We start from the raw sequence: 21,655 nt of genomic DNA, 5'->3' as shown, positions 1-21,655 counted from the left end.
ACAACTATTCTGCTCGTCGCAAAAAATGAAAATCCAGTTGTTTCTTCACTAAATCGGCATTTTTTACTTTAACATAAATTTCATCTCCTAATTGCAATATGCTGTTTGAAGTAGCTCCAACCAAAGCATATTGTTTTTCATCAAAAGTGTAATAATCATCTTTTATTTCTCTGATTCTTACCATTCCTTCGCATTTATTCGAAACAATTTCAACATAAATTCCCCATTCTGTAACTCCTGAAATAACGCCCAAAAATTCTTCGTCCTGGTGATCCTGCATGTATTTAACCTGCATGTATTTGATACTGTCGCGCTCAGCATTGGTTGCTAAACTTTCCATATTGGAACAATGCAGACATTTTGTTTCGTAGATTTCTTCGTTTACAGAAGCACCTCCATCTAAATAAAATTGCAGCAAACGATGTACCATAACGTCAGGATAACGACGAATTGGCGAAGTAAAATGGCTATAATAATCAAAAGCTAAACCATAATGTCCAATATTTTCTGTTGAATATTTGGCTTTACTCATACTTCTAATCGCTAGAGTATCAATTAAATTTTGCTCTTTTTTACCATTCACTTCTTCCATCAAGGCATTCAATGATTTTGAAATATCGCCTTTGTTTCTGAAATCAATTTTATAACCAAATTTAGCAATTACGGTTTGCATCGCAATTAATTTATCTTCATTTGGTTCATCGTGAATCCTGTAAATAAATGTTTTCTTCTGTTTTCCAATGTACTCAGCTACTTTTCTATTCGCTAAAAGCATGAATTCTTCAATAAGATGATTGGCATCTTTAGAAACTTTGAAGTACACTCCTTCTGGCTCTCCTTCAGGATCTAAGTTGAATTTTACTTCTACTTTATCAAAAGAAATGGCTCCATTGGCCATTCTTTTCTTTCTTAAAATCTTAGCTAATTCATCTAATTTTAAAGTGGCTTCCACAATTTCATCTGAAACAACATACGATTCTCCTGTAATTGAAATATCAACCGGAATTGTATTGTCTTTTGTTTCAATGATATATTGCGCTTCTTCATAAGCAAATCGCTGATCTGAATAAATTACTGTTCTACCAAACCATTGGTTAATAACCTGCGATGTTTCAGAAACTTCAAATATGGCAGAGAATGTATATTTCTCTTCATTTGGACGTAATGAACAGGCAAAATTAGATAAAACTTCCGGAAGCATTGGTACTACTCTATCAACCAAATAAACCGAAGTTGCTCTTTGATATGCTTCATCATCTAAAATTGTTCCTTCTTCTAAATAATACGAAACATCGGCAATATGAATACCTATTTCGAAATTTCCATTTTCTAACTTTTTGAAAGACAAGGCATCATCAAAATCTTTTGCATCTTTTGGATCGATCGTGAATGTCAGTGTATCACGCATATCACGACGTTTTGCAATTTCAGATTCCTGAATCGAAGTATCTATTTTTTGTGCAAATACTTCTACTTCTACCGGAAAATCAGATGGTAAACCATATTCAGCTAAAATGGCATGAATCTCTGTATTGTGTTCTCCAGGTTTTCCTAAAACTTTAATCACAGATCCAAACGGACTATCCGCTCTTTTAGGCCAGTCTTCAATCGTAACTAATACAACATCACCATTTTCTGCTTCACCAATTTTATCTTTCGGAATAAAAATATCCGTATACATTTTAGGATTTGCTGTTGATACAAAGGCAAAATTGGCCTGAATATCTATTACACCAACAAACTCTGTTTTATTTCTTTCAATTACTTCAATTACTTCTCCTTCAGGTCTTTTCCCTTTTCTTCTGTTATAAACGTAAACTTTTACTTTGTCTTTGTCTAGTGCACGATTCAAATTATTGGTCGGAATAAAAACATCTTCAGTAAAATCAGGACAAACAAAATAGGCCGTTTTTCTGCTGGTCATATCAATGGTTCCTTCGTAATAATCCTGACTTTCGGCTTTCACTAAATATTTTCCAGGTTCGGTTTCTATAATTTTCTTTGAAGCAGCCAGAATTTTTAAATCTTTTATAATCTGATTTCTGCTTTTTGTATCATCAAGTTCTAACTTTGCTCCTATTTGTTTGTAGTTGAATGCTTTATTTGGGCTTTGCGATAAAATTTTTACTATCTTACTAGAGAAATCTTTCTCATTTTTTATCGGCTTTCTAATTTTCTTACTCATATATCTTTTCTTAAAAAGTTAAAATTACAAATAAGATATCAGATTATAGATTTTAACAAATAAATTATTAAAAAAATAACTTTCGTATCTTTATAAAAATACCTTGTATGGAAAGCTTTAAAACCATCGCCATATTCAATTACCAGCACGAAACCGTTGTTCTGAAACACTTACTAGAACAAGAAGAGATTCCGTATTTTTTTGAAAACGAAATGACGCTCTCTGTGGCTCCAATGTATTCGGCAGCATTGGGTGGAATCAAACTGAAAGTTCATCCAAACGATTTCGAAGAAGTTCAGCAAATTCTGGACAATCTCAACAGTCCACTCAAAATCGTTTAAACCGTTCTATTTTTTCAGTTTCAATTTTTTTTTCTTTTAAAACTTTTCAAAGTTGTCAACATATATTAAATACAACAAAAAGAAAAATTTAATTTAAATTAATTTATGGTTGTTATTATAGCTTGTTAATATGTGCAATAATTTTATTTTTAATTGTATTGAAATGAAGTTTTGCTTACTTATATAGAGTTATCAACATACTTATATTTAGCTAAAAGATTAATTTATAAGACTTTTTGTATTTTAATTAACAACGGTTGACAACTAAAAAGGGATTCATTTTGTAGATAAGTTCATATGTTGATATTTGTTGAAAATGGCATTTTTGATATTGATAACTTTTCTAAAAATTTCTCAAACTTTATTAGGTTTTTTGATTCCGGTTTTGGATTAGGTTTTTTTATGACACGACCAAAAAAAACTTCTAATATTCTATCTGAACTTATTAACAAATAATGTTAATTTAAAGTTAACTGAATATCAACGAATTAGCTTTTGGTATTAACAATCTAAAATTTTAACAGAAATAATGTTTATTTCTAATTGATATTCAGCTAATTATAGAGATATTAAAATTGTTAATAACGTTAAGGTTTTGATATAAAGCGTGTTGTAAATGGGGTGTATTTTACCACAAAGAATACAAAGTTTTTACGCAAAGTTAATAAAGTTTGGATCTATATATACGTATTAATTTGTGTCAAAAGGTCACAAAGTTTAATGCATATACTAAGTAGTTTTCGCCACGAATTCACAAATTTTTAGTTTTATAGAATTCGTGAATTCGTGGCGAAAAAATTTAATTTCCTTTTTAAACATGTTTGTAATTGTTTGGTTAAATTTGCATAACACAACTAAATAGTATTTACAATGAAAATTTCGATAGGAAACGACCACGCAGGACCAGATTATAAAAAAGCAATTGTTGCGATGCTTAAAGCAAAAGGATATGAAGTAACTAATTACGGCACAGATTCTGAAGACTCTGTTGATTATCCTGATTATGGACATCCGGTTGCAAATGATGTATCTGAAGGAAAAGCTGATTTTGGAATCGTAATCTGCGGAACCGGAAACGGAATAGCCATGACGGTTAACAAACATCCAAAAGTAAGAGCTGGTTTATGCTGGACTAAAGAAATTGCAGCTTTAGTTCGTTTGCATAATGATGCTAATATTATAAGTATTCCGGCGCGTTTTACGTCTATTCCACAAGCGGTAGAAATGGTAGAAACTTTTTTAACTACAGCATTTGAAGGCGGAAGACACCAAAACAGAGTAAATAAAATCGCCTGTTCGTAAAAATTTAAAAAAATCGGGTGCTACGCACCAGTAGAAATAAACACACCGGGCGGATTTTTAAATTCATCCGGTTTTTTATTTAATGTTTTTAAAAATACAGTATTTAAATACTTGTTATATAATAAGTTATGTAGTTATTAACAATATAATTGTTTAAATCTTATCAGTTAATTTAAGATAAACCAACACAATCTGAATCAAAAGAATCCCAGAAAACTTCACAATAAAAGAAGTTTTACTCGTTTTATGTCTAAAGAATAACATAGCTAGTAATAAACCGAATGTTCCGCCAATCGCTTCCAGGAAAAACAATGTGTTTTCAGGAATTCTTCGTTTGTTTTTTTTTGCTTGATGTTTATCAAAACCTGCAAGTAGAAAAACGAAAATATTAATAAATAAAAACGACACTAATAAAACTTTCATTGGCTTAAAATTAGAAACAAAGGTATTATTTTGGCCAAATTATATTATAAAAATAGTATATAATAACTTTCATAAAAAGGACTCAGTAATTCAAAAGAAGTAAATAATGCGAGATTTTACGAGAATCTCGCATTATTTATTACTTTAGCATAAAAATAACTTTATGTTAGAACATCCACCAATATCGAGATACGATAATAATACGATAAGTTTACTTACTCAGCTTACATTGTCAGGGGAATTGAAAGAAATCAACGATGAATATTTATATTGGGATAAAGTTAAATATAAAACAAAATCTATTGAATCTGAACAATATTGGAATGCTATTAAATTATCTCGATCATTAAATAAGCAAAATATTTTATTTGGAACATATTCTTTTAACTTTAACGTTACTGATTATATTCTTAGACTTTTACATCATTTTGATTTACATATCGGAGGAAATTTAGGAAGCAATATAGGTATAAATGATACTGACAAAAATAAATTTCTCATAAGTTCAATAATGGAAGAAGCTATTTCAAGTAGTCAAATGGAAGGTGCAAATACCACTAGAAAAGCGGCAAAGGAAATGATTCAAAAAGAACGTAAACCGAAAAATAAATCAGAACAGATGATTATGAATAATTATTTCACAATGAGATATATTGTTCAACATAAAAAGGATAGTTTAACACCAGAGAATCTTTTATACATTCATAAACTTATTTCTAATAATACATTAGAAGATATTGAAGATGAAGGAAGATATAGAGAGAACAACGATATTTATGTGGTAAACTATTCAAATAGTGAAGTAGTACACACACCACCAAAAAATGAAGAAATACAAAAGTTAATTAATGACTTATGTTTGTTTTTTAATGAAGAACAAAAAACTTTTATTCATCCAATTATTAAAGGAATTATAATTCATTTTATGATTGGTTGGATACACCCATTTTCTGATGGAAATGGTAGAACAGCAAGGGCTCTATTTTATTGGTATATGCTCAAAAATGGTTACTGGCTGACAGAATATTTAACGATTTCTACTATTATAAAAGATACAAAAGTGCAGTATGAAAAAGCTTTTTTGTATTCAGAAATTGATCAAAATGACCTTACTTACTTTATAACTTATCATATAAAAACAATGGAGAAGGCATTTACAGCATTGAAGGAATATATTGGTAGAAAACAAAATGAAGTAATTCAAGCGGCAAAATTCATTAAGATACCAAATGTGAATGAGCGTCAAGCACAAATTTTAAAAATCTTAAACGAAGATTCTGATAGGGTTTTAAGTAGTAAAGAAATAGAAAATAGATTTGGAATTTCAAATTTTACGGCTAGAACAGATTTAAATAATCTTGAAAATTTAGGTTTTTTAGAAAAAATACAAGTTAATAAAATAAAACACAATTTTATTAAATCAAAACAGTTTAATAAAATTTTAAAATCATATAAATTATAAAAATTGCGAGATTCTCGTTAAATCTCGTAATTTTTACATATTTTTTTTAATCCATAATAAATGACTAACATACAATTCATTGCCAAGACTGTTCAAACAGCGCCAATTAACATTCAAAACACGGTAAAATTATTAGAGGAAGATTGTACGATTCCGTTTATTTCCCGTTACCGAAAAGATACAACCGGAAACCTGGATGAAGTGCAAATTGAGCTAATTGCCAAACTTCAAAAAGAGTATGAAACGATTGTAAAACGTAAAGAAGCAGTTTTAAAATCGATTGAAGAGCAAAAAGCACTTACTCCGGAATTGAAACAAAAAATCGAGCAGAGTTTTGATTTGCAGGAAATTGAAGATTTTTACCTTCCCTACAAAAAGAAGAAAAAAACAAAAGCAGATGTGGCGCGCGAATTTGGTTTAGAACCATTAGCGAAAATTATCATGTCGGAAAGTAATGTTGATGTCGATTTTATTTCGACTCAATATATCAATGAAAATGTAATCAACGAAGAAGCCGCTATGCAAGGCGCAAGAGATATTGTTGCTGAATGGATCAACGAGAATATTTTTGTTCGTAAGCAATTAAGAAGATTATTTCAAAGAAAAGCAACAATAGGAACTAAAGTTGTAAAAAAGAAAGCCGAAGAAGAAGGAGCGCAAAAATTCAGTCAGTATTTTGATTGGGATGAAAACTTGACAAAAGCACCTTCGCATCGTTTATTAGCCATGCTTCGTGCTGAAAATGAAGGTTTTGTTAAGATGAAAGTTGATGTTGATCTGGATGAAGCGTATGATATTATTGACGAAATTATAATTAAAAAACAAAACAGCACAACGGCTCATTTACAGTTAGCGATTGAGGATAGTTATAAACGATTATTGAATCCGGCGATTGGAAATGAGACTTTACAGGAAGCAAAAGCAAAAGCAGATGCGAACTCGATTCAGGTTTTTGCTAACAACTTAGGACAGTTATTATTGGCTCCGCCGTTGGGAGAAAAACGAATTTTAGCGATCGATCCAGGATTTCGAAGTGGTTGTAAAGTAGTTTGTCTGGATGAAAAGGGCGATTTATTATACAACGAAACCATTTATCCGCATGCGCCTCAAAATGAAGAAACCATGGCAATTAAGAAAATCCGTTCGATGGTAAATGCGTATCAAATTGATGCGATTTCTATCGGGAATGGAACGGCTTCGCGAGAAACCGAATTCTTCATAAAAAAGATTGCGTTTGATAAACCATTGCAAGTTTTCATAGTTTCAGAGGCTGGAGCTTCGGTTTATTCGGCATCAAAAATTGCTCGTGAAGAATTTCCTAATTATGATGTTACGGTTCGTGGATCAGTTTCGATCGGAAGACGACTTTCAGATCCTTTGGCCGAATTGGTTAAAATCGACCCGAAAGCAATCGGCGTAGGTCAATATCAGCACGATGTGGATCAAACGAAATTAAAAGAAGAATTAGATAACACCGTAATTCGCTGTGTAAACTCGGTTGGAATTAATATCAACACGGCAAGTAAACATTTACTAAGTTATGTAAGTGGAATAGGAGAGAAGCTGGCCGAAAACATTGTGCAATATCGTTCAGAAAACGGTCCGTTTGAAGATAGAAAACAATTGAAAAAAGTGCCTCGTCTGGGCGATAAAGCATATCAGCAAGGTGCGGCTTTTATTAGAATTTCGAATGCTAAAAACCCGTTGGATAATTCGGCAGTACATCCGGAAGCCTATCCGGTTGTGGAGAAAATGGCAAAAGATTTGAAATTATCTGTAAACGACTTAATTGCAAACAAAGAGAAAACAGCCCTTATTAAAGCCGAAAACTATATTACACCTGAAATAGGTTTACTTACCCTAAAAGACATTATAAAAGAGCTTGAAAAGCCAGGATTAGACCCGAGAAAGTCGGCTAAGGTTTTTGAATTTGATGCAAATGTAAAATCGATCAAGGATTTGAGAACCGGAATGATTTTACCCGGAATTGTGAATAACATTACCAACTTTGGCTGTTTTGTTGATATCGGAATTAAGGAAAGTGGCTTAGTTCATATTTCACAATTAAAAGCTGGTTTTGTGAGTGATGTAAATGAAGTGGTAAAATTGCACCAACATGTTGATGTAAAAGTTACGGAGGTTGATGAAGATAGAAAGAGAATTCAGTTGACGATGGTATTGTAAAAACAAATTCCAAAAAAGAAAATTCAAATTCCAAATAGAGAAGTTCTAACAAAAATAAAATCCCAAACTACATTGTAATTTGGGATTTTTGATTTTAAATTAATTTTAGTTTTGTAAGTGAAGTTTTAGATTATAACAACTTATTGGAAGTAAAGTTGTTAAGTGTAAGCAAGTAAAAAAAGCACCTGTTTTACTTTAATTTGTTAAAGTAATTCTTACCTATTACTATATATTTGCGGGAAATTGAAAACCCCAAATACCATGAAAAAAATTATTTTGATTCTAATTACGTTATTATTCTCCACCGTAGGACAGGCTAAATATCTTAAGGCTGTTTTGTATTTAGCAGACGGAACCAACAAAACGGGTCTAGCAAAACTTGTTGAGGAAGATGACTCCAAAGTTACTTTTAAGACAAATGAAGATGCAGATACTGAAAAAATCGCCGGTGCTGATCTTATTAAAATAGTATACACTAATGAAACTGGAAACATTTTTACAATGGAATACCTTTATTTAACAAGCGCAGGCGTTTTTACTGGAAAATTTTCTAACTCCAGAAAAAAACATTGGTTTGAAATTGTGTACAATAAAGAATATAAAATAGGTAAAATCTTTGATAAAGGAGACAGCAGAAGAAATACCTTCAGATCAGCCAATTCTTCGTATTTTTTTGGAAAAAAAGGAACTGACCATTTAGTATATGGTTACAATACAATGGGAAATGCAGTCAAATCACATGGGACAGATGCTATGATGAAAAAAATGGCGAAGCAAGAATTTACGGATTGTCCTAAAATTAGTAAAGCAATAGAAAACGAAATATTTGAATTGGATACAGTATTAGACCGAATAACGGCTATTTTTAATAAAACAAAGTGTAAATAATAAAAACAGAAATAAAAAAAATCCCAAGCTACAATTGTAACTTGGGATTTTATAAATTTTTAAAAGTTGTAATTATTATTTTACTTCTTCTTCCTCTTTTTTCACAGCAGGCTGATCGTCCTTAGCAGCGTTTTTGAATTCTTTGATTCCGCTTCCTAAACCTTTCATTAATTCTGGAATTTTTTTACCTCCAAAAAGTAAAATCACAATACCTACTATTACAAGGATTTCTGTAAGACCTAATCTTCCCATGATTGTATATTTAATGCCGAAGCAAATTGTTTTTCTATTTTGTACCGCAAAGGTATATAGAAATATACGAAGAAGAAGTGTTTTTGGTTTAAAATATTTAGCCTTAGCAACGTTAAATATTTTATAAAAACGTAAATTAAGCAGATTCGTTCAAATTTGGCGGGCATCAACAAGGCGATTAATTATTATATTTGCTCATATAAAGAACCGAAATGGCCAAGAAGAAACACAATTTCAGAAGAAAATTATTCACTAAAAACCGATTGGTAATTTTGAATGAAGATACTTTTGAAGAAACTTTTTCGCTCAAACTCAATTTAATGAATGTTTTTGTTGTGTTGTCTTTAGGAAGTATATTCTTAATTTTAATTACGACTTTTATCATTGCTTTTACACCTTTGCGTGAATTTATTCCCGGCTATTCTTCTTCTAAATTAAAAAGAGACGCAACTAAACTGGCTATAAAATCAGATTCATTGGAAACTGCTTTAAATAAAAATGAAGCTTACATTCACGGAATTCAAAAAGTTTTAAGAGGAGAATTAGAGTACTCTAAATTCAATAAAGATTCAATATTATCAGAAGTTGACGAGCCTTCGGAAGTGAATATGAAAGCTAGTGAAGAAGAATTGAAATTAAGAGAGGATGTGGCGAAAATAGAGAAGGAGTCGGGCAAAAAAACGAATGGCAAAAACAAAAGTGACAAGAAATAATACTATAAAAAATGTCTATTAAATCTGTAGCAGCAAAATTATTTGCCAGCAAAATATATTATCAAACGCAGGCTTGGGCCAATAAACCAGTCGAAACACAACAAGAAGTTTTTAAGGGTTTAATAAACAGCGCAAGAGAAACTCAGTTTGGTGTTGATCACCATTTTGATAAAATAAAAACAGTTCACGATTTCAAAAAACGAGTTCCTATTCGCGATTATGAGGACTTGAAACCTTATATCGACAAAGTTCGAATGGGTGAAAAAAATATTCTGTGGAAAGGAAAACCACTTTATTTTGCTAAAACTTCAGGTACAACTTCCGGAGCAAAATATATTCCGCTAACGAAGGAATCAATGCCATTTCATATTGAAGCTTCAAGAAATGCCATTTTGCATTATATCTATGAAACCGGAAATGCTGATTTTGTAGATGGAAAAATGATTTTCCTGCAAGGAAGTCCTATTTTAGTGGAGAAATACGGAATCAAATTTGGAAGACTTTCTGGAATTGGAGCGCATTTCGTCCCGAAATATCTCCAAAAAAACAGAATGCCTTCCTGGGAAACGAATTGTATTGAAGATTGGGAAACCAAAATTGATGCGATTGTTGAAGAAACTATCGAGCAGGATATGACCATTATTTCAGGAATTCCGTCTTGGGTTCAAATGTATTTTGAGCGTTTGCAGGAGAAAAGCGGCGGCAAAAAAATCAGCGAATTATTCAAAAATTTTAATCTGTTTATTTACGGCGGTGTGAATTATGAACCTTATCGTGCGAAGTTCGAAAACATGATTGGAAGAAAAGTTGACAGCATCGAATTGTTTCCGGCCTCTGAAGGATTTTTTGCTTATCAGGATTCTCAAAAAGCAAAAGGAATGCTGCTGTTATTAAATTCGGGAATTTTCTATGAATTTATTAAAGCCGATGAATTTTTTGAACCAAATGCAAAAACTTATACCATTGGAGAAGTTGAGGTTGGGGTAAATTACGCCTTGATCATCTCAACAAATGCAGGACTTTGGCGTTATAATATTGGTGATACAGTACAGTTTACCTCTTTGTTTCCACATCGTGTGATAGTTTCGGGCCGAATCAAACATTATATTTCGGCTTTTGGAGAACATGTTATCGCCAATGAAGTCGAAAATGCAATGAAAGAAGCCACTGCAGGAACTAAAATTGTTATCAACGAATTTACTGTGGCACCACAAATTAATCCGTCAAGCGGATTGCCTTATCATGAATGGTTTGTAGAATTTGAGACTGAGCCGGAGAATATGGAAGTTTTCGCCGAAGCAATTGACAACGCAATGAGAAAGCAAAACATCTATTACGACGATCTGATTACCGGAAGTGTTTTACGAAAAGTGGTAGTAACCAAAGTTTCTAAAAATGGTTTTCAGGAATATATGAAATCTCAGGGAAAATTAGGCGGGCAGAATAAAACGCCGAGATTATCTAATGATAGAAAGATTGCGGATAATTTGAAATAACTTAAGATAATATTTCCAAGGTTAAAGCATTATTATCCTTATGAATAGGATGTATAGTTATTAAAATTAATGAGTCAGGGAAAGTTTAAAAATAAATACCGTACTTCTTCAATACGAGCTCAATGGTGGGATTATGGCTGGAGCGGAGCCTATTTTATAACAATTTGCATACAAGACAGAGAACATTATTTTGGAGAAATTCAAAATGATAAAATGGTTTTGTCGGAGGTCGGTATTATTGCTGATATATTGTGGCATCAAATTCCAATACACCATAAAAACGTTGAATTGGGTGATTTTGTGGTCATGCCAAATCATATTCACGGAATTTTAATTATCGATAAACAATCGACCAATATTAATACAGATAACGTGAATAATACAGATAACGTGAATAATACGGATAACGTTGAGACAGGGCGTGTTGAAACAGGGCGCGTTGAGACAGGGCATGCCCTGTCTCTACCGTCATCACCACCGTTGCCGTCGTTACCAAAACCAGGTTCGCAACGTTTTCAAAATATTGGAAAAAATACCATTTCGTCAATTGTTGGATTTTATAAATCTGCGGTAACCAAACACGCTAACAGATTAGGATATCCACATCAATGGCAAAAATTATTTTATGACAATATCATTAGAAGCAATAATGATTATCAAAGAATTTCTGATTATATTGTTTCAAATCCGGAAAATTGGACGAAAGATAAATTTAAAAGAGAAGATAAATAAAAATGATTTTTTAAAAAATAATGTGGGAGATACAAGGTATGCCTCGTATTTGCTTAAATTTGAGTTTATAAAATAAAAAAGAATGAAAGAAACCAAACATATATCAAGATCAAGAGCGCAGGAATCATCTGCCGCTATTGAAAAAATGTACATTACAATGCGCCACTTATTCAACCGTGGGTTTTATAAACCAATGGGAGTTTCTGGTGACAGTTTACGGGAATCATTATTAGCATTACGCCCGGAAATTTACGGAAATATAGGTGAAGAAAAAGTAGAATTGAACGGACTTTTGTACGTTATAGAACGTCTTCCAATCGGAATTGAACAATGCCGTTTTATCAATTTAACTTCTGATGAAGGCTATTCGAAATCGCATTTCCAAGCTATTGTTCCTCCAAAAAGGCGACGAAATTGCTACAGAATCGACGAAGAACAAATGAATGTTGAAATCACGCGTGGACGCTCTGACATCTACGACATTTTGACGCATTTGACCTTTATTTTCATCGAATCGCATAAAATAAAAAACAGGGTTTTATTAGATGATGGAGGAGAAGTTTCACGCGACTGGTTGAAACTGGAACAAGCGGTAATGCAAACTAAAAAACTGGCTTTAATAGAAAAAGAGAAAGCAATCTCACACGTTGCTAATATTTTAGGAAGAACGTTTGAAGAGGTGTTGGATATTTACGATGCTTTCGGATCTGAAAATGCACCGGATCGCTTCCTGCACGTTATTTACTGGTTAGGAAAATTAGCGATTGAAGAAGTAATCGAAAACAATAAACGAACAATTACATTCAGTCCGGTTTTAAGAGAACGTTTAGGACATCACATTCACGGAGAAATCTGGGCAACCAACATCAAGGAAGTTTTAAAAGCTAATAATCTTTTAAAGCGTCCAATTCATGTGATTAGTGCCAACATGCACAGTGTGATGAATTCGATTTTTGCAACGCCGCTGTTGAAAACAAAATTCAAGGATAAATCAGATTTCTTTATTTATGAAGAATTAAGCAAATCCGGGGCTAAAGAAATTAGAGGAGTAGTTGAAGAACTGGCATTAAAAAACGGAATGATTTCCTTGCCGGATACATCTGGTACAAATATCGATGTTCAGATTTTTGACACGGCACAAATAGATTGGAAGAAAACAGGATTTCCAAAAGCTGTAATTGAAGAAGCCGCACCGGTTATTATTGTAATGGATTATGCGTTTGGTGAGCAGGCTTATGAAACAATCGACGAGCTTTTGAAACCCTATAAAAAAGAAACGTTATTGAATGTTCAATCTGTTTCTATTATGGGAAAAGCCGGAATTCTGGAAGGCGGGAAAGGCGATATTATGATTCCGACAGCGCACATAAATGAAGGAACGGCGGATAATTATTTCTTCGAAAATGAATTGACAGGCGCTATGTTTGAAGGAAACGACATTGCGGTTTTTGAAGGTGCAATGGTTACCGTTTTAGGAACATCTTTGCAAAACAGAGACTTACTGAAATTTTTCCACGAATCAACCTGGGGTGTGATTGGTCTTGAAATGGAAGGATCATATTACCAAAAAGCGATTCAGTCGGCATCAAAAATTAGAAAAAGTGTACCTCACGATATTAAGGTTCGTTATGCCTATTATGCCTCGGATAATCCTTTGGAAACCGGAAGCACGCTAGCTTCAGGAGGATTAGGAACGACGGGTGTAAAACCAACGTATTTGATTACTATTAAAATTTTGGAACAAATTTTCAACGTAAAATAAAATAATAAATGAGTACAAAAGTACCCCAAAATTCAGAACAGGAAATAGATATTTTTCAGCTTTCAAGAAGCATCGGTGGCTTTTTTGATCGTGTGAACTGGTCTGTTTTTAGAGCAATTCAGTTTTTTATTCGAAACTGGATTGTGGTGCTAATTTTGGTTGTACTTGGTGCTGTACTGGGATATTATTTAGATTCTAATAAAAAATCATACAACAATCAGATTGTTGTAACGCCAAATTTTGAAAGTGTTGATTACTTGTACGCCAAAGTCGATTTGATACAATCTAAAATTGCTGCTGGTGATGTGGATTTTCTGAAAAATACAGTTGGATTAGCCAATCCACAAACACTTAGAAAAATTGAAATCAAACCAATTGCAGATGTTTATAAATTTATTGAAGACAAAGAACAAAATCTTGAGCTAATAAAATTAATGGCTGAGGTTGGCGAAGTGAAAAAGGTTTTAGAGGACAACGTGACGAGTAAAAATTATACTTATCACACTATTTCTTTTTTGTCAAATGGAACCGTAGATGAAAAAGATGTAGTCGAACCGTTGTTGAAATACCTGAACAATTCGGCTTATTTTAATTCAATTCAAAAAATTGGATATAAAAACCTGCAACGTGAAATCGCTCAAAACGATACCATAATAGCTCAGATCGATCAGGTTTTAAATGGTCTTTCAAGTACCGCAAAAAACAGCTCTAAAAATGATAAACTGGTTTATTACAGTGAGAATTTGCAGCTAAACGATATTATAAAAACCAAGCAAAAGTTAGTTACGGAACAAGGGAAAAACAGGTTCAGATTAATTAGTTTTGATAAAACAATCAAAGAAATTAATGCAACTCTTAATATAAATGAAAGTAAGACGGTAAATGGCCATTTTAAAATCTGGTTACCGCTTTTCTTTATTTTTCTTTTTGTTTTGATTAGTCTGTTCAAAAGATTCTATCACAGACAGCTTGCGATATCAAAAGCGAATCAACTTTAAAAAATTGAGAACCAATCCTATTTTTGAAAGATTTTTAAAGAATCGATTTTTAAGGCAAAGTTTCAGCACCTTATCCTTACGTGTTTTTGGTGCGTTGCTGTTATTTGGATTTACAGTTTTCCTGACAAAAACCTATAGTCCAAAATTAGTTGGCCAGTATGATTTTGTGCGTTCTTTTCTGTTATCCATCGGGAGTATGTGTTTGCTTGGTTTTGATCAGTCGATTATATATTTTAGAGGAAAATTAGCAAGCCAAAACGCTCTTGACCAATTAAAAAGTATATACCAAAAAATGGTTCTGATGCTTTTTGGAACTTCCTTGGTGGTTTTGCTTTTAATTGCAATTATCAGCAAAGAAACTATAAACAATTACTTTTCAGATCCAGCGGTATATTCAATTCTTTTAAAAGGAACTTTAACATTGTTTTTTTCAGGATTATCGATTTTAAATACAGAAGTTTTCAGAGCATTGGATAAATTATATGTAGCAGAATTGTTTAGAAATATCATTAAATATATTCCGCTGATTATTGGTTCTGTTATTTTGTTTTATTGGCATAAAGAAGAATATTTGGTTGATGTTTTTCTGTTGGGATTTGTTTTTCTTGCGTTGCTGAGTTCAATCTTCGCTTTTGTTTATTTTCGAAAAAAGACAGTTTCGTTAACAGCTGAAAAAATTTCACATAAAGAAATATTTTTAAAATCATATCCAATTGCCATCAGTGCAATGGCATTATTTTTATTAATGTGTTTTGATATTATGTTTCTGAAGAAATACAGAAACGACGAAACAGTTGCTTTTTATTCGGTAGGAGTTAAGATTATGACGATTATTTCGATAATAATCGTGAGTATAAATATTACGGTTTCGGCTAAAATTGCAGAGTTTTTTGCAAGCCATAAAACAGCAGAATTAATCGAATTGTCCAGAAACAGTGCTCGTTTAATTTTTGGGATAACATTACCGGTTATTATACTGATCAGTTATTTTTCAAAATCTATTTTGTCAATTTTTGGACATCAATATATTGTGGCCCAGCAGGCATTTTTAATTTTGATAATAGGTCAGGGAATTTGCTCGGCATTTGGTACGGCTTCGGTTTATTTGAATATGACCGGAAGACAACACACTTTTCAGATTGTTTTAATTGTCGCAGTTATACTTAATTTTGTTTTAAACCGATTTTTAATTCCACAATACGGAATGACAGGAGCGGCAATTGCATTTGTTTCGGCTTCTTTTTTCTGGAATTTAGTAGTGGCAATTGTTATTTATCGAAAGGATAAAATAAAAGTGTTTCTGCATTAAAAAATTATGCTATGAACGTTCAGAAAAAGACTTTGCTTTTTAGCATTATTGTTCCGGTTTACAACGTTGAGGATTATTTGTCACAATGTTTAGACACTATTTTGTGCCAGTCTTTTTCTGACTTTGAACTAATTTTAGTCAATGACGGATCAACTGATTCTTCCCTGGAAATATGTAAGCAATACAAGCAGAAATTTCCTCAGATAATCCTGATTGACAAAGAAAACGGAGGTTTGTCTGATGCCAGAAATACGGGATTAAAAATAGCAAAAGGCGAGTATATTATTTTTACCGATAGTGATGATTATTGGCAGGGAAAAAAAGTTTTGGAAGATTTGAATAATTTAATTTCTAAAACAAATCCAGATATAATCATTCATGAAGAAAGCCGATTTTTTTCTGAAAAAGATGTTGTCTGCAAATACAATCAACGATTTATAAAAAACAAAAACGGAAAATTTGAAGATGAGATTTTAAATCTTGTTTATTATGATTTATACGCTGCCTCAGCGTGGGATAAAGTAATTAAAAGAACAATTTTAATCGAAAATACGTTATTTTTTCCTGTTGAAAAGAAATCTGAAGATATTGAATGGTGCGGAAAATTGATGCATTATCTCAAGACTTTCAGTATTTATTCGAAATCATTTTATGTGTATCGTCAGGCGCGCCAAGGTTCTATTACGACAACAGTAAGTGCAAAACATATTGAAGATGTTTATGAAATGGTAAAAGACGGATTAAAGGCGCAGGAAACCACATTAGAAGTATTAAATAAAGCAATAGAGAATTATTGGGCGTGCAATTATGTTGTAATTCTAAAAGATTTTTATGTTTTGTCGACTGAAACACAACAACAGATTTGGGATGATTTAATTTCCTGGAAATATCTACTTAGAAAAGGACGCAATATAAAAGTGGACAAAGTGATGAAATTCTATAAATTTTTGTCCTTTAAAACATTGATTTTCTTTTTGAATGGTTACCGTTTAAAAAGAAGTCTGCATAAAAAACGTCGAGCTTCAAAATAAATTACAAATAGAAATATGAAATTATTAATCAAAAAAAGTACCGCGGCATTTTTGCTTATTGCCTCAGCTAATTTAGTTGTGGCGGTTTTGGCTTTTTTTGTTTTACCTCCCAAATTTTTCTACGATACAGCCATTATTATCTATGACAAGTATAATGAAATTGGCTATTTTGGAAGTTATCCGTTAACGATTTTGTTCTATAAAATTATAGGTTTCCGCTATCTGCCTTTCCCAATAATTGCACTCATACAGTTTCCAATTTTAATGTATATTTTATATAAAATTGGAATTCCTGAGAATTTCGAAAAAGTAAACATTAAAAATCTCTTAGTGTATTTGAGCATTTTTATGATTGCGATTTTCATCTCAATGCCATCAAAAGAATTTATTACGTACTTGTTTATAGCAATACTTATTTTCCTTTGCAAAAACGAACGATTTTCCTATAGAAAAACCATTATCCTTTCTACATTACTATTAATTGTTTTCGGAGCTTTATACCGTCCTTATTTCGCTTTAATACCTGTTGTTGGCGGCGGTATGTACTTGGTGAGTTTTATTAATTTTAAAAATAAAACCATAACAACAATTTTCTATGGCGTGCTTATCGCTGTCTTTTTATCGTTAAGTTACGGTGTTTTAAAAGGCAAATATTTTTCTGAAATTAGTAGGGAAGTGGTAAACAGTACCAGATTGGCTTCATCAGATGCCAATTCAATTATTACATCACCAGTAAAAACAGACAACTGGTATGGAGAAATCATTGGCATTTTTTATGGATTTTTTACCGTAAATCTTCCGTTAAATGGTTTTAAACACATACTTTCGCCTCAAATTATCATTTTTATAATTTGGCAACTTTTGTTGTTTTATATTTTATTAGTCCGATTTTCTAAATGTTTAAAAGAACGAAAAAAGTACCGCTATGAACTTTTAATTATGTTCATTTTGTTTTCTTTTTTTATTCTTCAAGGCGTTTTTGAACCTGATTTAGGTTCGGCGATTCGACATAAGATCGGTATTTTTCCTTTAATTTATTTTGCGTTATACTATGAACATTTCCGAAAAGAACTTCAATAAAATCTTGCATGTTTTTTTGTGTTTGATTGCTGTCGCGATGATTTTCAGGAAACCATGTTCCTTGCTGATTATTTTGTTTGCCGCATTTAATTTGATTTTTCTAAAAAAATTAAATTACAGTAAAACGTCATTGATTTTAATAGCTTGTATAGCATCACCAGTTTTATTGGAATTACTGATGTTTTGGAACAATGATTCTTTTGCTAAAGGATTAAAAGCAATAGAAAAAAGTACTTCGTTGTTGATTTTCCCTTTGTTTATTATTGGAAATTATCAGCGCGTAAATTTTTTTAAAATAGCAAAGACATATGCGATTGTTACAACGTTGATTATGTTGTTTTTCTTTCTGAGGTTTCTAATTATTTATCCTGAATTGATGAATAAATATTTGAATGGAATCGATTTATGGGAAATGGGGTATCAATTCGCAGACAGCATTGGTATTCATGCTCCGGCCTTAAACATGCACTTGGCCTTTGTATCAGTTTGTGCGCTCTATTTTATTTTTGAAAGCTTCAGAAATCAGGAAAAAACAATAGTTAAAATGGCTCGTTTTATTGTTTTTTTACTGTCGTTTTTCTTTGTGCTTTTTGTGAATACGAGAATGGCACTGATCAATGTTTTAATTGGATTTTTAATTGTTTTCTTTTTTGAAATCAGATCGAAGTTCAACACAAAAAAAATCGCTATAACGGCTGCCGCTGTTCTTGTTTTGTTAGGTGGAATTACCTTTTTCTTTGTTCAGAAGAATCCTTATATGAAAGAGAAATATTCTTCAGTAACTTTTGCCTATATGGACAAAGTGGGAAAATTGGATGAAATTGACCATCCTGAAATCAAGGTTTTTAATTCGTTGGTAACAAGGGTTTCGATCTGGAAATCAGCTTGGGAATTGTCTGTTAAAAACCTTCCTTTTGGTGTTGGCGCCTCAGACGGAAAACCGGAGCTAAACAAATATTATAAGGCAACCAATCAGCAATTTTTAGCCAAATACGAATTTCCTACTCACAATCAGTTTCTTGATTTTTTATTGAAGTTTGGTATTCTCGGGCCTTTTGTGGTTTTTCTTTATATTTTCACCATCGGTTATTTAGGCTACGATTTAAAAAATGCAATGATACTTTCGTTTTTTCTAATCTTTTTTACCTCAAATCTAACAGATGATTTTTTACTCCGCTTCGACGGCATTGCCTTTAGCGGATTATGGTTTTCTATTTTTGGGAGTTATTGGCTGCAGCAAAAAATTACTCTTGATAAAGTGCCAGCAGTTGTTTAAAATTTTGATTTTTATCGAATAAATCGTGACATCTCGCCAAAGCATTTTCTCCAAATTCCGATCTTGTTTTTGGATCTTTTAAAATTTCAAAAAAGCTTTCTAGTTCAGATACATCCGTAAAAAGAAAGCCAGTTTTGTTATGCAAAACAGCATCTTTATTTCCAATGATATTAGTAGCGATTACCGGTTTTTGAAGTGCCATTGCTTCAAGAACGGCGATTGGCAATCCTTCCCAAAGCGAAATTTGCATATAAATATCAATGTTGTTTAGTTCTTTTAAAACTGTTTTTCTATCTAAAATCCAACCCGTAATTCGTATGTTTGGAGCAGTAATCAAAGGTCTTAATTCACCATCTCCAATCCAGACAAAATTAAAGTCCGGGAACTTTAAAGCGATTTGGTTAAACTGTTCAGGATTTCTGGCAGCCGTGATTCTGGCCATAATTCCAATGGTTAGTTTTTCGTTTTGATCAGGTGCAAAATGTTCCTGAACATTCGCGATGTCAATACCGTTTCTCACCAATCTTGAATCGCCTATTTTTTTTGCTATTTCGAGTTCAGTATCTCCGCAGGCCACAATTGTTCCTCCAAATAAAACCTGAAAACTCTTTTCAATAAACCAGTATATTTTTCGAACGGTTTTTGATGTATCAGTTCTTAAAAAAGAGTAACCGTGGGGTGTGTAAAATAGTTTTTTTTTGCTGAATAAGAAAAAATAAGCAACCCTGCCTAAAACACCTGCTTTTGAAGAATGAAGATGAATAACATCAGGATTGATTTTTTTGAGTTCTTTGACTAATTGATAAGCAGATTTTAAATCCTGTATAGGAGAAAACTCCCGAACCATATTGACCTGAATCAGGTTAACACCGTTTGAGAATTCAGATTTTATTTTTTGGGCGTCAATTTCTTTTCGATTGCCGCTATAAACAATAGTGGTTTCAATGTTTTTGTTTATTTCATCATCTCCAAAGAAAGTTGATAAATCTCTAAAATATGTATAAACGCCGCCACCAAGAGCTTCAATAATATGTACAACTTTCAAAACAGTGGATTTAGTTGGGGGTAAAAATAGATAAATGAGTTTAATAATTTTCTGAAAAGATAAAACTTCTTTTGAGATATGATTTCAAGTACAATTTAAAGGTCAGATATTTTATTACATTTGTGCCTCTATCTTGAATTTTGTGCAAAATAAAATTCAAAAATGTTCAATTAAATCAATTATGAAAAGAATACTTATTACCGGAGCAGCAGGATTTTTAGGATCACATTTGTGTGACCGATTTATTAAAGAAGGCTATTTTGTCATTGGAATGGACAATCTGATTACGGGAGATCTTAAAAATATTGAGCATTTATTTAAGTTAGAAAACTTTGAATTTTATCATCACGACATCACTAAATTTGTTCACATTCCGGGTGATTTAGATTATATTTTGCATTTTGCTTCGCCAGCAAGTCCAATAGATTATTTAAAAATTCCGATTCAGACTTTGAAAGTAGGATCACTAGGAACACATAATTTATTAGGATTAGCTCGTGTTAAAAAAGCAAGAATCCTGATTGCTTCAACTTCGGAAGTTTATGGAGATCCTTTAGTTCATCCCCAAACGGAAGAATACTACGGAAACGTAAATACGATTGGCCCTCGAGGGGTTTACGACGAAGCCAAACGTTTTCAGGAATCGATCACAATGGCATACCACACTTTTCATGGCGTAGAAACCAGAATAGTGCGTATTTTTAATACTTACGGACCAAGAATGCGATTAAATGACGGACGTGTTATTCCGGCTTTTATCGGACAAGCTTTGCGCGGAGAAGATTTAACGATTTTTGGAGACGGAATGCAAACGCGTTCTTTTTGCTATGTAGACGATCAGGTAGAAGGTATTTTCAGATTATTGCATTCAGATTATGTTTATCCTGTCAATATTGGAAATCCGGACGAAATCACAATTAAGGATTTCGCTGAAGAAATCATTAAATTGACTGGAACGAACCAGAAAGTAGTTTATCATCCATTGCCAATAAATGATCCCTTACAACGTCAGCCAGACACTACAAAAGCAAAGGAATTATTAGATTGGGAAGCGAAAGTAAGCCGTTCTGAAGGAATGAAAATTACGTATGATTATTTCAGATCATTGTCGCCCGAAGAACTTTCTAAGGAAGAACACAAAGACTTTTCAAGCTATATAAAATAATCGCAAGCGTT

The 21,655-nt window shown here is 32.4% G+C and carries 19 protein-coding genes; 15 read left to right on the top strand and 4 right to left on the bottom strand.

Annotated elements, in window-relative coordinates:
- Positions 1-4: 4 nt before the first annotated feature.
- Positions 5-2,185, bottom strand: a complete 2,181-nt coding sequence (gene rnr / locus B0A65_RS06395) for a ribonuclease R (protein ID WP_074660125.1) — start codon at positions 2,183-2,185, stop codon at positions 5-7.
- A 107-nt stretch (positions 2,186-2,292) separates the two neighbouring features.
- Here rnr and B0A65_RS06390 point away from each other — a divergent pair, with 107 nt between their 5' ends.
- Together B0A65_RS06390 and rpiB are read left to right on the top strand one after the other, a co-directional pair.
- Positions 2,293-2,526: a putative signal transducing protein gene (locus tag B0A65_RS06390; protein ID WP_026982402.1), complete on the top strand. Its 234-nt coding sequence runs from the start codon at positions 2,293-2,295 to the stop codon at positions 2,524-2,526.
- A gap of 870 nt (positions 2,527-3,396) precedes the next feature.
- Positions 3,397-3,828, top strand: coding sequence for a ribose 5-phosphate isomerase B (gene rpiB / locus B0A65_RS06385; RefSeq protein ID WP_074660124.1), 432 nt, complete (start codon positions 3,397-3,399; stop codon positions 3,826-3,828).
- Between the two features lie 153 nt (positions 3,829-3,981).
- On the opposite strand, the gene B0A65_RS06380 is transcribed toward rpiB, so the two are convergent.
- Positions 3,982-4,251: a DUF1294 domain-containing protein gene (locus tag B0A65_RS06380; RefSeq protein WP_074660123.1), complete on the bottom strand. Its 270-nt coding sequence runs from the start codon at positions 4,249-4,251 to the stop codon at positions 3,982-3,984.
- Between the two features lie 163 nt (positions 4,252-4,414).
- Between B0A65_RS06380 and B0A65_RS06375 the strand changes: the two genes are divergently transcribed.
- The 3 genes from B0A65_RS06375 (at position 4,415) to B0A65_RS06365 (ending at position 8,785) form a co-directional block, all read left to right on the top strand.
- Positions 4,415-5,713, top strand: a complete 1,299-nt coding sequence (locus B0A65_RS06375) for a Fic family protein (protein WP_074660122.1) — start codon at positions 4,415-4,417, stop codon at positions 5,711-5,713.
- Between the two features lie 60 nt (positions 5,714-5,773).
- Complete coding sequence (locus B0A65_RS06370; RefSeq protein ID WP_074660121.1) at positions 5,774-7,897, top strand: Tex family protein; 2,124 nt, start codon at positions 5,774-5,776, stop codon at positions 7,895-7,897.
- Positions 7,898-8,158: 261 nt separating this feature from the next.
- Positions 8,159-8,785: a hypothetical protein gene (locus tag B0A65_RS06365; RefSeq protein WP_074660120.1), complete on the top strand. Its 627-nt coding sequence runs from the start codon at positions 8,159-8,161 to the stop codon at positions 8,783-8,785.
- 75 nt (positions 8,786-8,860) lie between these two features.
- Here B0A65_RS06365 and B0A65_RS06360 read toward each other — a convergent pair whose 3' ends face one another.
- The gene (locus B0A65_RS06360; protein WP_074660119.1) at positions 8,861-9,037 is read right to left on the bottom strand and encodes a Sec-independent protein translocase subunit TatA/TatB; all 177 of its coding nucleotides are present in this window, start codon (positions 9,035-9,037) and stop codon (positions 8,861-8,863) included.
- 212 nt (positions 9,038-9,249) lie between these two features.
- Here B0A65_RS06360 and B0A65_RS06355 point away from each other — a divergent pair, with 212 nt between their 5' ends.
- From B0A65_RS06355 to B0A65_RS06315, 9 genes are all read left to right on the top strand, one after another.
- Positions 9,250-9,750 carry a peptidase gene (locus tag B0A65_RS06355; protein WP_074660118.1) on the top strand — a complete coding sequence of 167 codons (501 nt, stop codon included), beginning with the start codon at positions 9,250-9,252 and terminating at the stop codon, positions 9,748-9,750.
- Between the two features lie 11 nt (positions 9,751-9,761).
- On the top strand, positions 9,762-11,246 hold the full coding sequence (locus tag B0A65_RS06350) for a GH3 auxin-responsive promoter family protein (RefSeq protein ID WP_074660117.1): 1,485 nt from the start codon (positions 9,762-9,764) through the stop codon (positions 11,244-11,246).
- A gap of 69 nt (positions 11,247-11,315) precedes the next feature.
- The gene (locus tag B0A65_RS06345; protein ID WP_074660116.1) at positions 11,316-11,978 is read left to right on the top strand and encodes a transposase; all 663 of its coding nucleotides are present in this window, start codon (positions 11,316-11,318) and stop codon (positions 11,976-11,978) included.
- Between the two features lie 82 nt (positions 11,979-12,060).
- Positions 12,061-13,740: a DUF6909 family protein gene (locus tag B0A65_RS06340; protein WP_074660115.1), complete on the top strand. Its 1,680-nt coding sequence runs from the start codon at positions 12,061-12,063 to the stop codon at positions 13,738-13,740.
- An 8-nt stretch (positions 13,741-13,748) separates the two neighbouring features.
- The gene (locus B0A65_RS06335; protein ID WP_074660114.1) at positions 13,749-14,738 is read left to right on the top strand and encodes a hypothetical protein; all 990 of its coding nucleotides are present in this window, start codon (positions 13,749-13,751) and stop codon (positions 14,736-14,738) included.
- A 4-nt stretch (positions 14,739-14,742) separates the two neighbouring features.
- A complete protein-coding gene (locus B0A65_RS06330) occupies positions 14,743-16,047 on the top strand; it encodes an oligosaccharide flippase family protein (protein ID WP_242670245.1) in 1,305 nt (434 codons plus the stop codon).
- Positions 16,048-16,058: 11 nt separating this feature from the next.
- Positions 16,059-17,078: a glycosyltransferase family 2 protein gene (locus B0A65_RS06325; protein ID WP_074660113.1), complete on the top strand. Its 1,020-nt coding sequence runs from the start codon at positions 16,059-16,061 to the stop codon at positions 17,076-17,078.
- A gap of 15 nt (positions 17,079-17,093) precedes the next feature.
- Positions 17,094-18,158 carry a hypothetical protein gene (locus tag B0A65_RS06320; protein WP_074660112.1) on the top strand — a complete coding sequence of 355 codons (1,065 nt, stop codon included), beginning with the start codon at positions 17,094-17,096 and terminating at the stop codon, positions 18,156-18,158.
- A gap of 130 nt (positions 18,159-18,288) precedes the next feature.
- Entirely contained in the window at positions 18,289-19,434 is a 1,146-nt protein-coding gene (locus B0A65_RS06315) for an O-antigen ligase family protein (protein WP_242670244.1), read from the top strand.
- Here B0A65_RS06315 and B0A65_RS06310 read toward each other — a convergent pair.
- On the bottom strand, positions 19,403-20,479 hold the full coding sequence (locus B0A65_RS06310) for a glycosyltransferase (RefSeq protein WP_074660110.1): 1,077 nt from the start codon (positions 20,477-20,479) through the stop codon (positions 19,403-19,405). The genes B0A65_RS06315 and B0A65_RS06310 overlap by 32 nt on opposite strands.
- 181 nt (positions 20,480-20,660) lie before the next feature.
- Here B0A65_RS06310 and B0A65_RS06305 point away from each other — a divergent pair, with 181 nt between their 5' ends.
- Positions 20,661-21,644 carry a UDP-glucuronic acid decarboxylase family protein gene (locus tag B0A65_RS06305; RefSeq protein ID WP_074660298.1) on the top strand — a complete coding sequence of 328 codons (984 nt, stop codon included), beginning with the start codon at positions 20,661-20,663 and terminating at the stop codon, positions 21,642-21,644.
- Positions 21,645-21,655: the final 11 nt, after the last annotated feature.

Source organism: Flavobacterium frigidimaris (assembly GCF_002217275.1).
Taxonomy (GTDB): domain Bacteria; phylum Bacteroidota; class Bacteroidia; order Flavobacteriales; family Flavobacteriaceae; genus Flavobacterium; species Flavobacterium aquidurense.
Note: the sequence above shows the minus strand (reverse complement) of the source record. Positions and strands in the feature narration are given on the sequence as shown.

Excerpts from the sequence above, each read along its gene's own strand:
- rnr (WP_074660125.1), bottom strand. The coding sequence starts at position 2,185 with ATGAGTAAGAAAATTAGAAAGCCGATAAAAAATGAGAAAGATTTCTCT.
- B0A65_RS06390 (WP_026982402.1), top strand. The coding sequence starts at position 2,293 with ATGGAAAGCTTTAAAACCATCGCCATATTCAATTACCAGCACGAAACC.
- rpiB (WP_074660124.1), top strand. The coding sequence starts at position 3,397 with ATGAAAATTTCGATAGGAAACGACCACGCAGGACCAGATTATAAAAAA.
- B0A65_RS06380 (WP_074660123.1), bottom strand. The coding sequence starts at position 4,251 with ATGAAAGTTTTATTAGTGTCGTTTTTATTTATTAATATTTTCGTTTTT.
- B0A65_RS06375 (WP_074660122.1), top strand. The coding sequence starts at position 4,415 with ATGTTAGAACATCCACCAATATCGAGATACGATAATAATACGATAAGT.
- B0A65_RS06370 (WP_074660121.1), top strand. The coding sequence starts at position 5,774 with ATGACTAACATACAATTCATTGCCAAGACTGTTCAAACAGCGCCAATT.
- B0A65_RS06365 (WP_074660120.1), top strand. The coding sequence starts at position 8,159 with ATGAAAAAAATTATTTTGATTCTAATTACGTTATTATTCTCCACCGTA.
- B0A65_RS06360 (WP_074660119.1), bottom strand. The coding sequence starts at position 9,037 with ATGGGAAGATTAGGTCTTACAGAAATCCTTGTAATAGTAGGTATTGTG.
- B0A65_RS06355 (WP_074660118.1), top strand. The coding sequence starts at position 9,250 with ATGGCCAAGAAGAAACACAATTTCAGAAGAAAATTATTCACTAAAAAC.
- B0A65_RS06350 (WP_074660117.1), top strand. The coding sequence starts at position 9,762 with ATGTCTATTAAATCTGTAGCAGCAAAATTATTTGCCAGCAAAATATAT.
- B0A65_RS06345 (WP_074660116.1), top strand. The coding sequence starts at position 11,316 with ATGAGTCAGGGAAAGTTTAAAAATAAATACCGTACTTCTTCAATACGA.
- B0A65_RS06340 (WP_074660115.1), top strand. The coding sequence starts at position 12,061 with ATGAAAGAAACCAAACATATATCAAGATCAAGAGCGCAGGAATCATCT.
- B0A65_RS06335 (WP_074660114.1), top strand. The coding sequence starts at position 13,749 with ATGAGTACAAAAGTACCCCAAAATTCAGAACAGGAAATAGATATTTTT.
- B0A65_RS06325 (WP_074660113.1), top strand. The coding sequence starts at position 16,059 with ATGAACGTTCAGAAAAAGACTTTGCTTTTTAGCATTATTGTTCCGGTT.
- B0A65_RS06320 (WP_074660112.1), top strand. The coding sequence starts at position 17,094 with ATGAAATTATTAATCAAAAAAAGTACCGCGGCATTTTTGCTTATTGCC.
- B0A65_RS06305 (WP_074660298.1), top strand. The coding sequence starts at position 20,661 with ATGAAAAGAATACTTATTACCGGAGCAGCAGGATTTTTAGGATCACAT.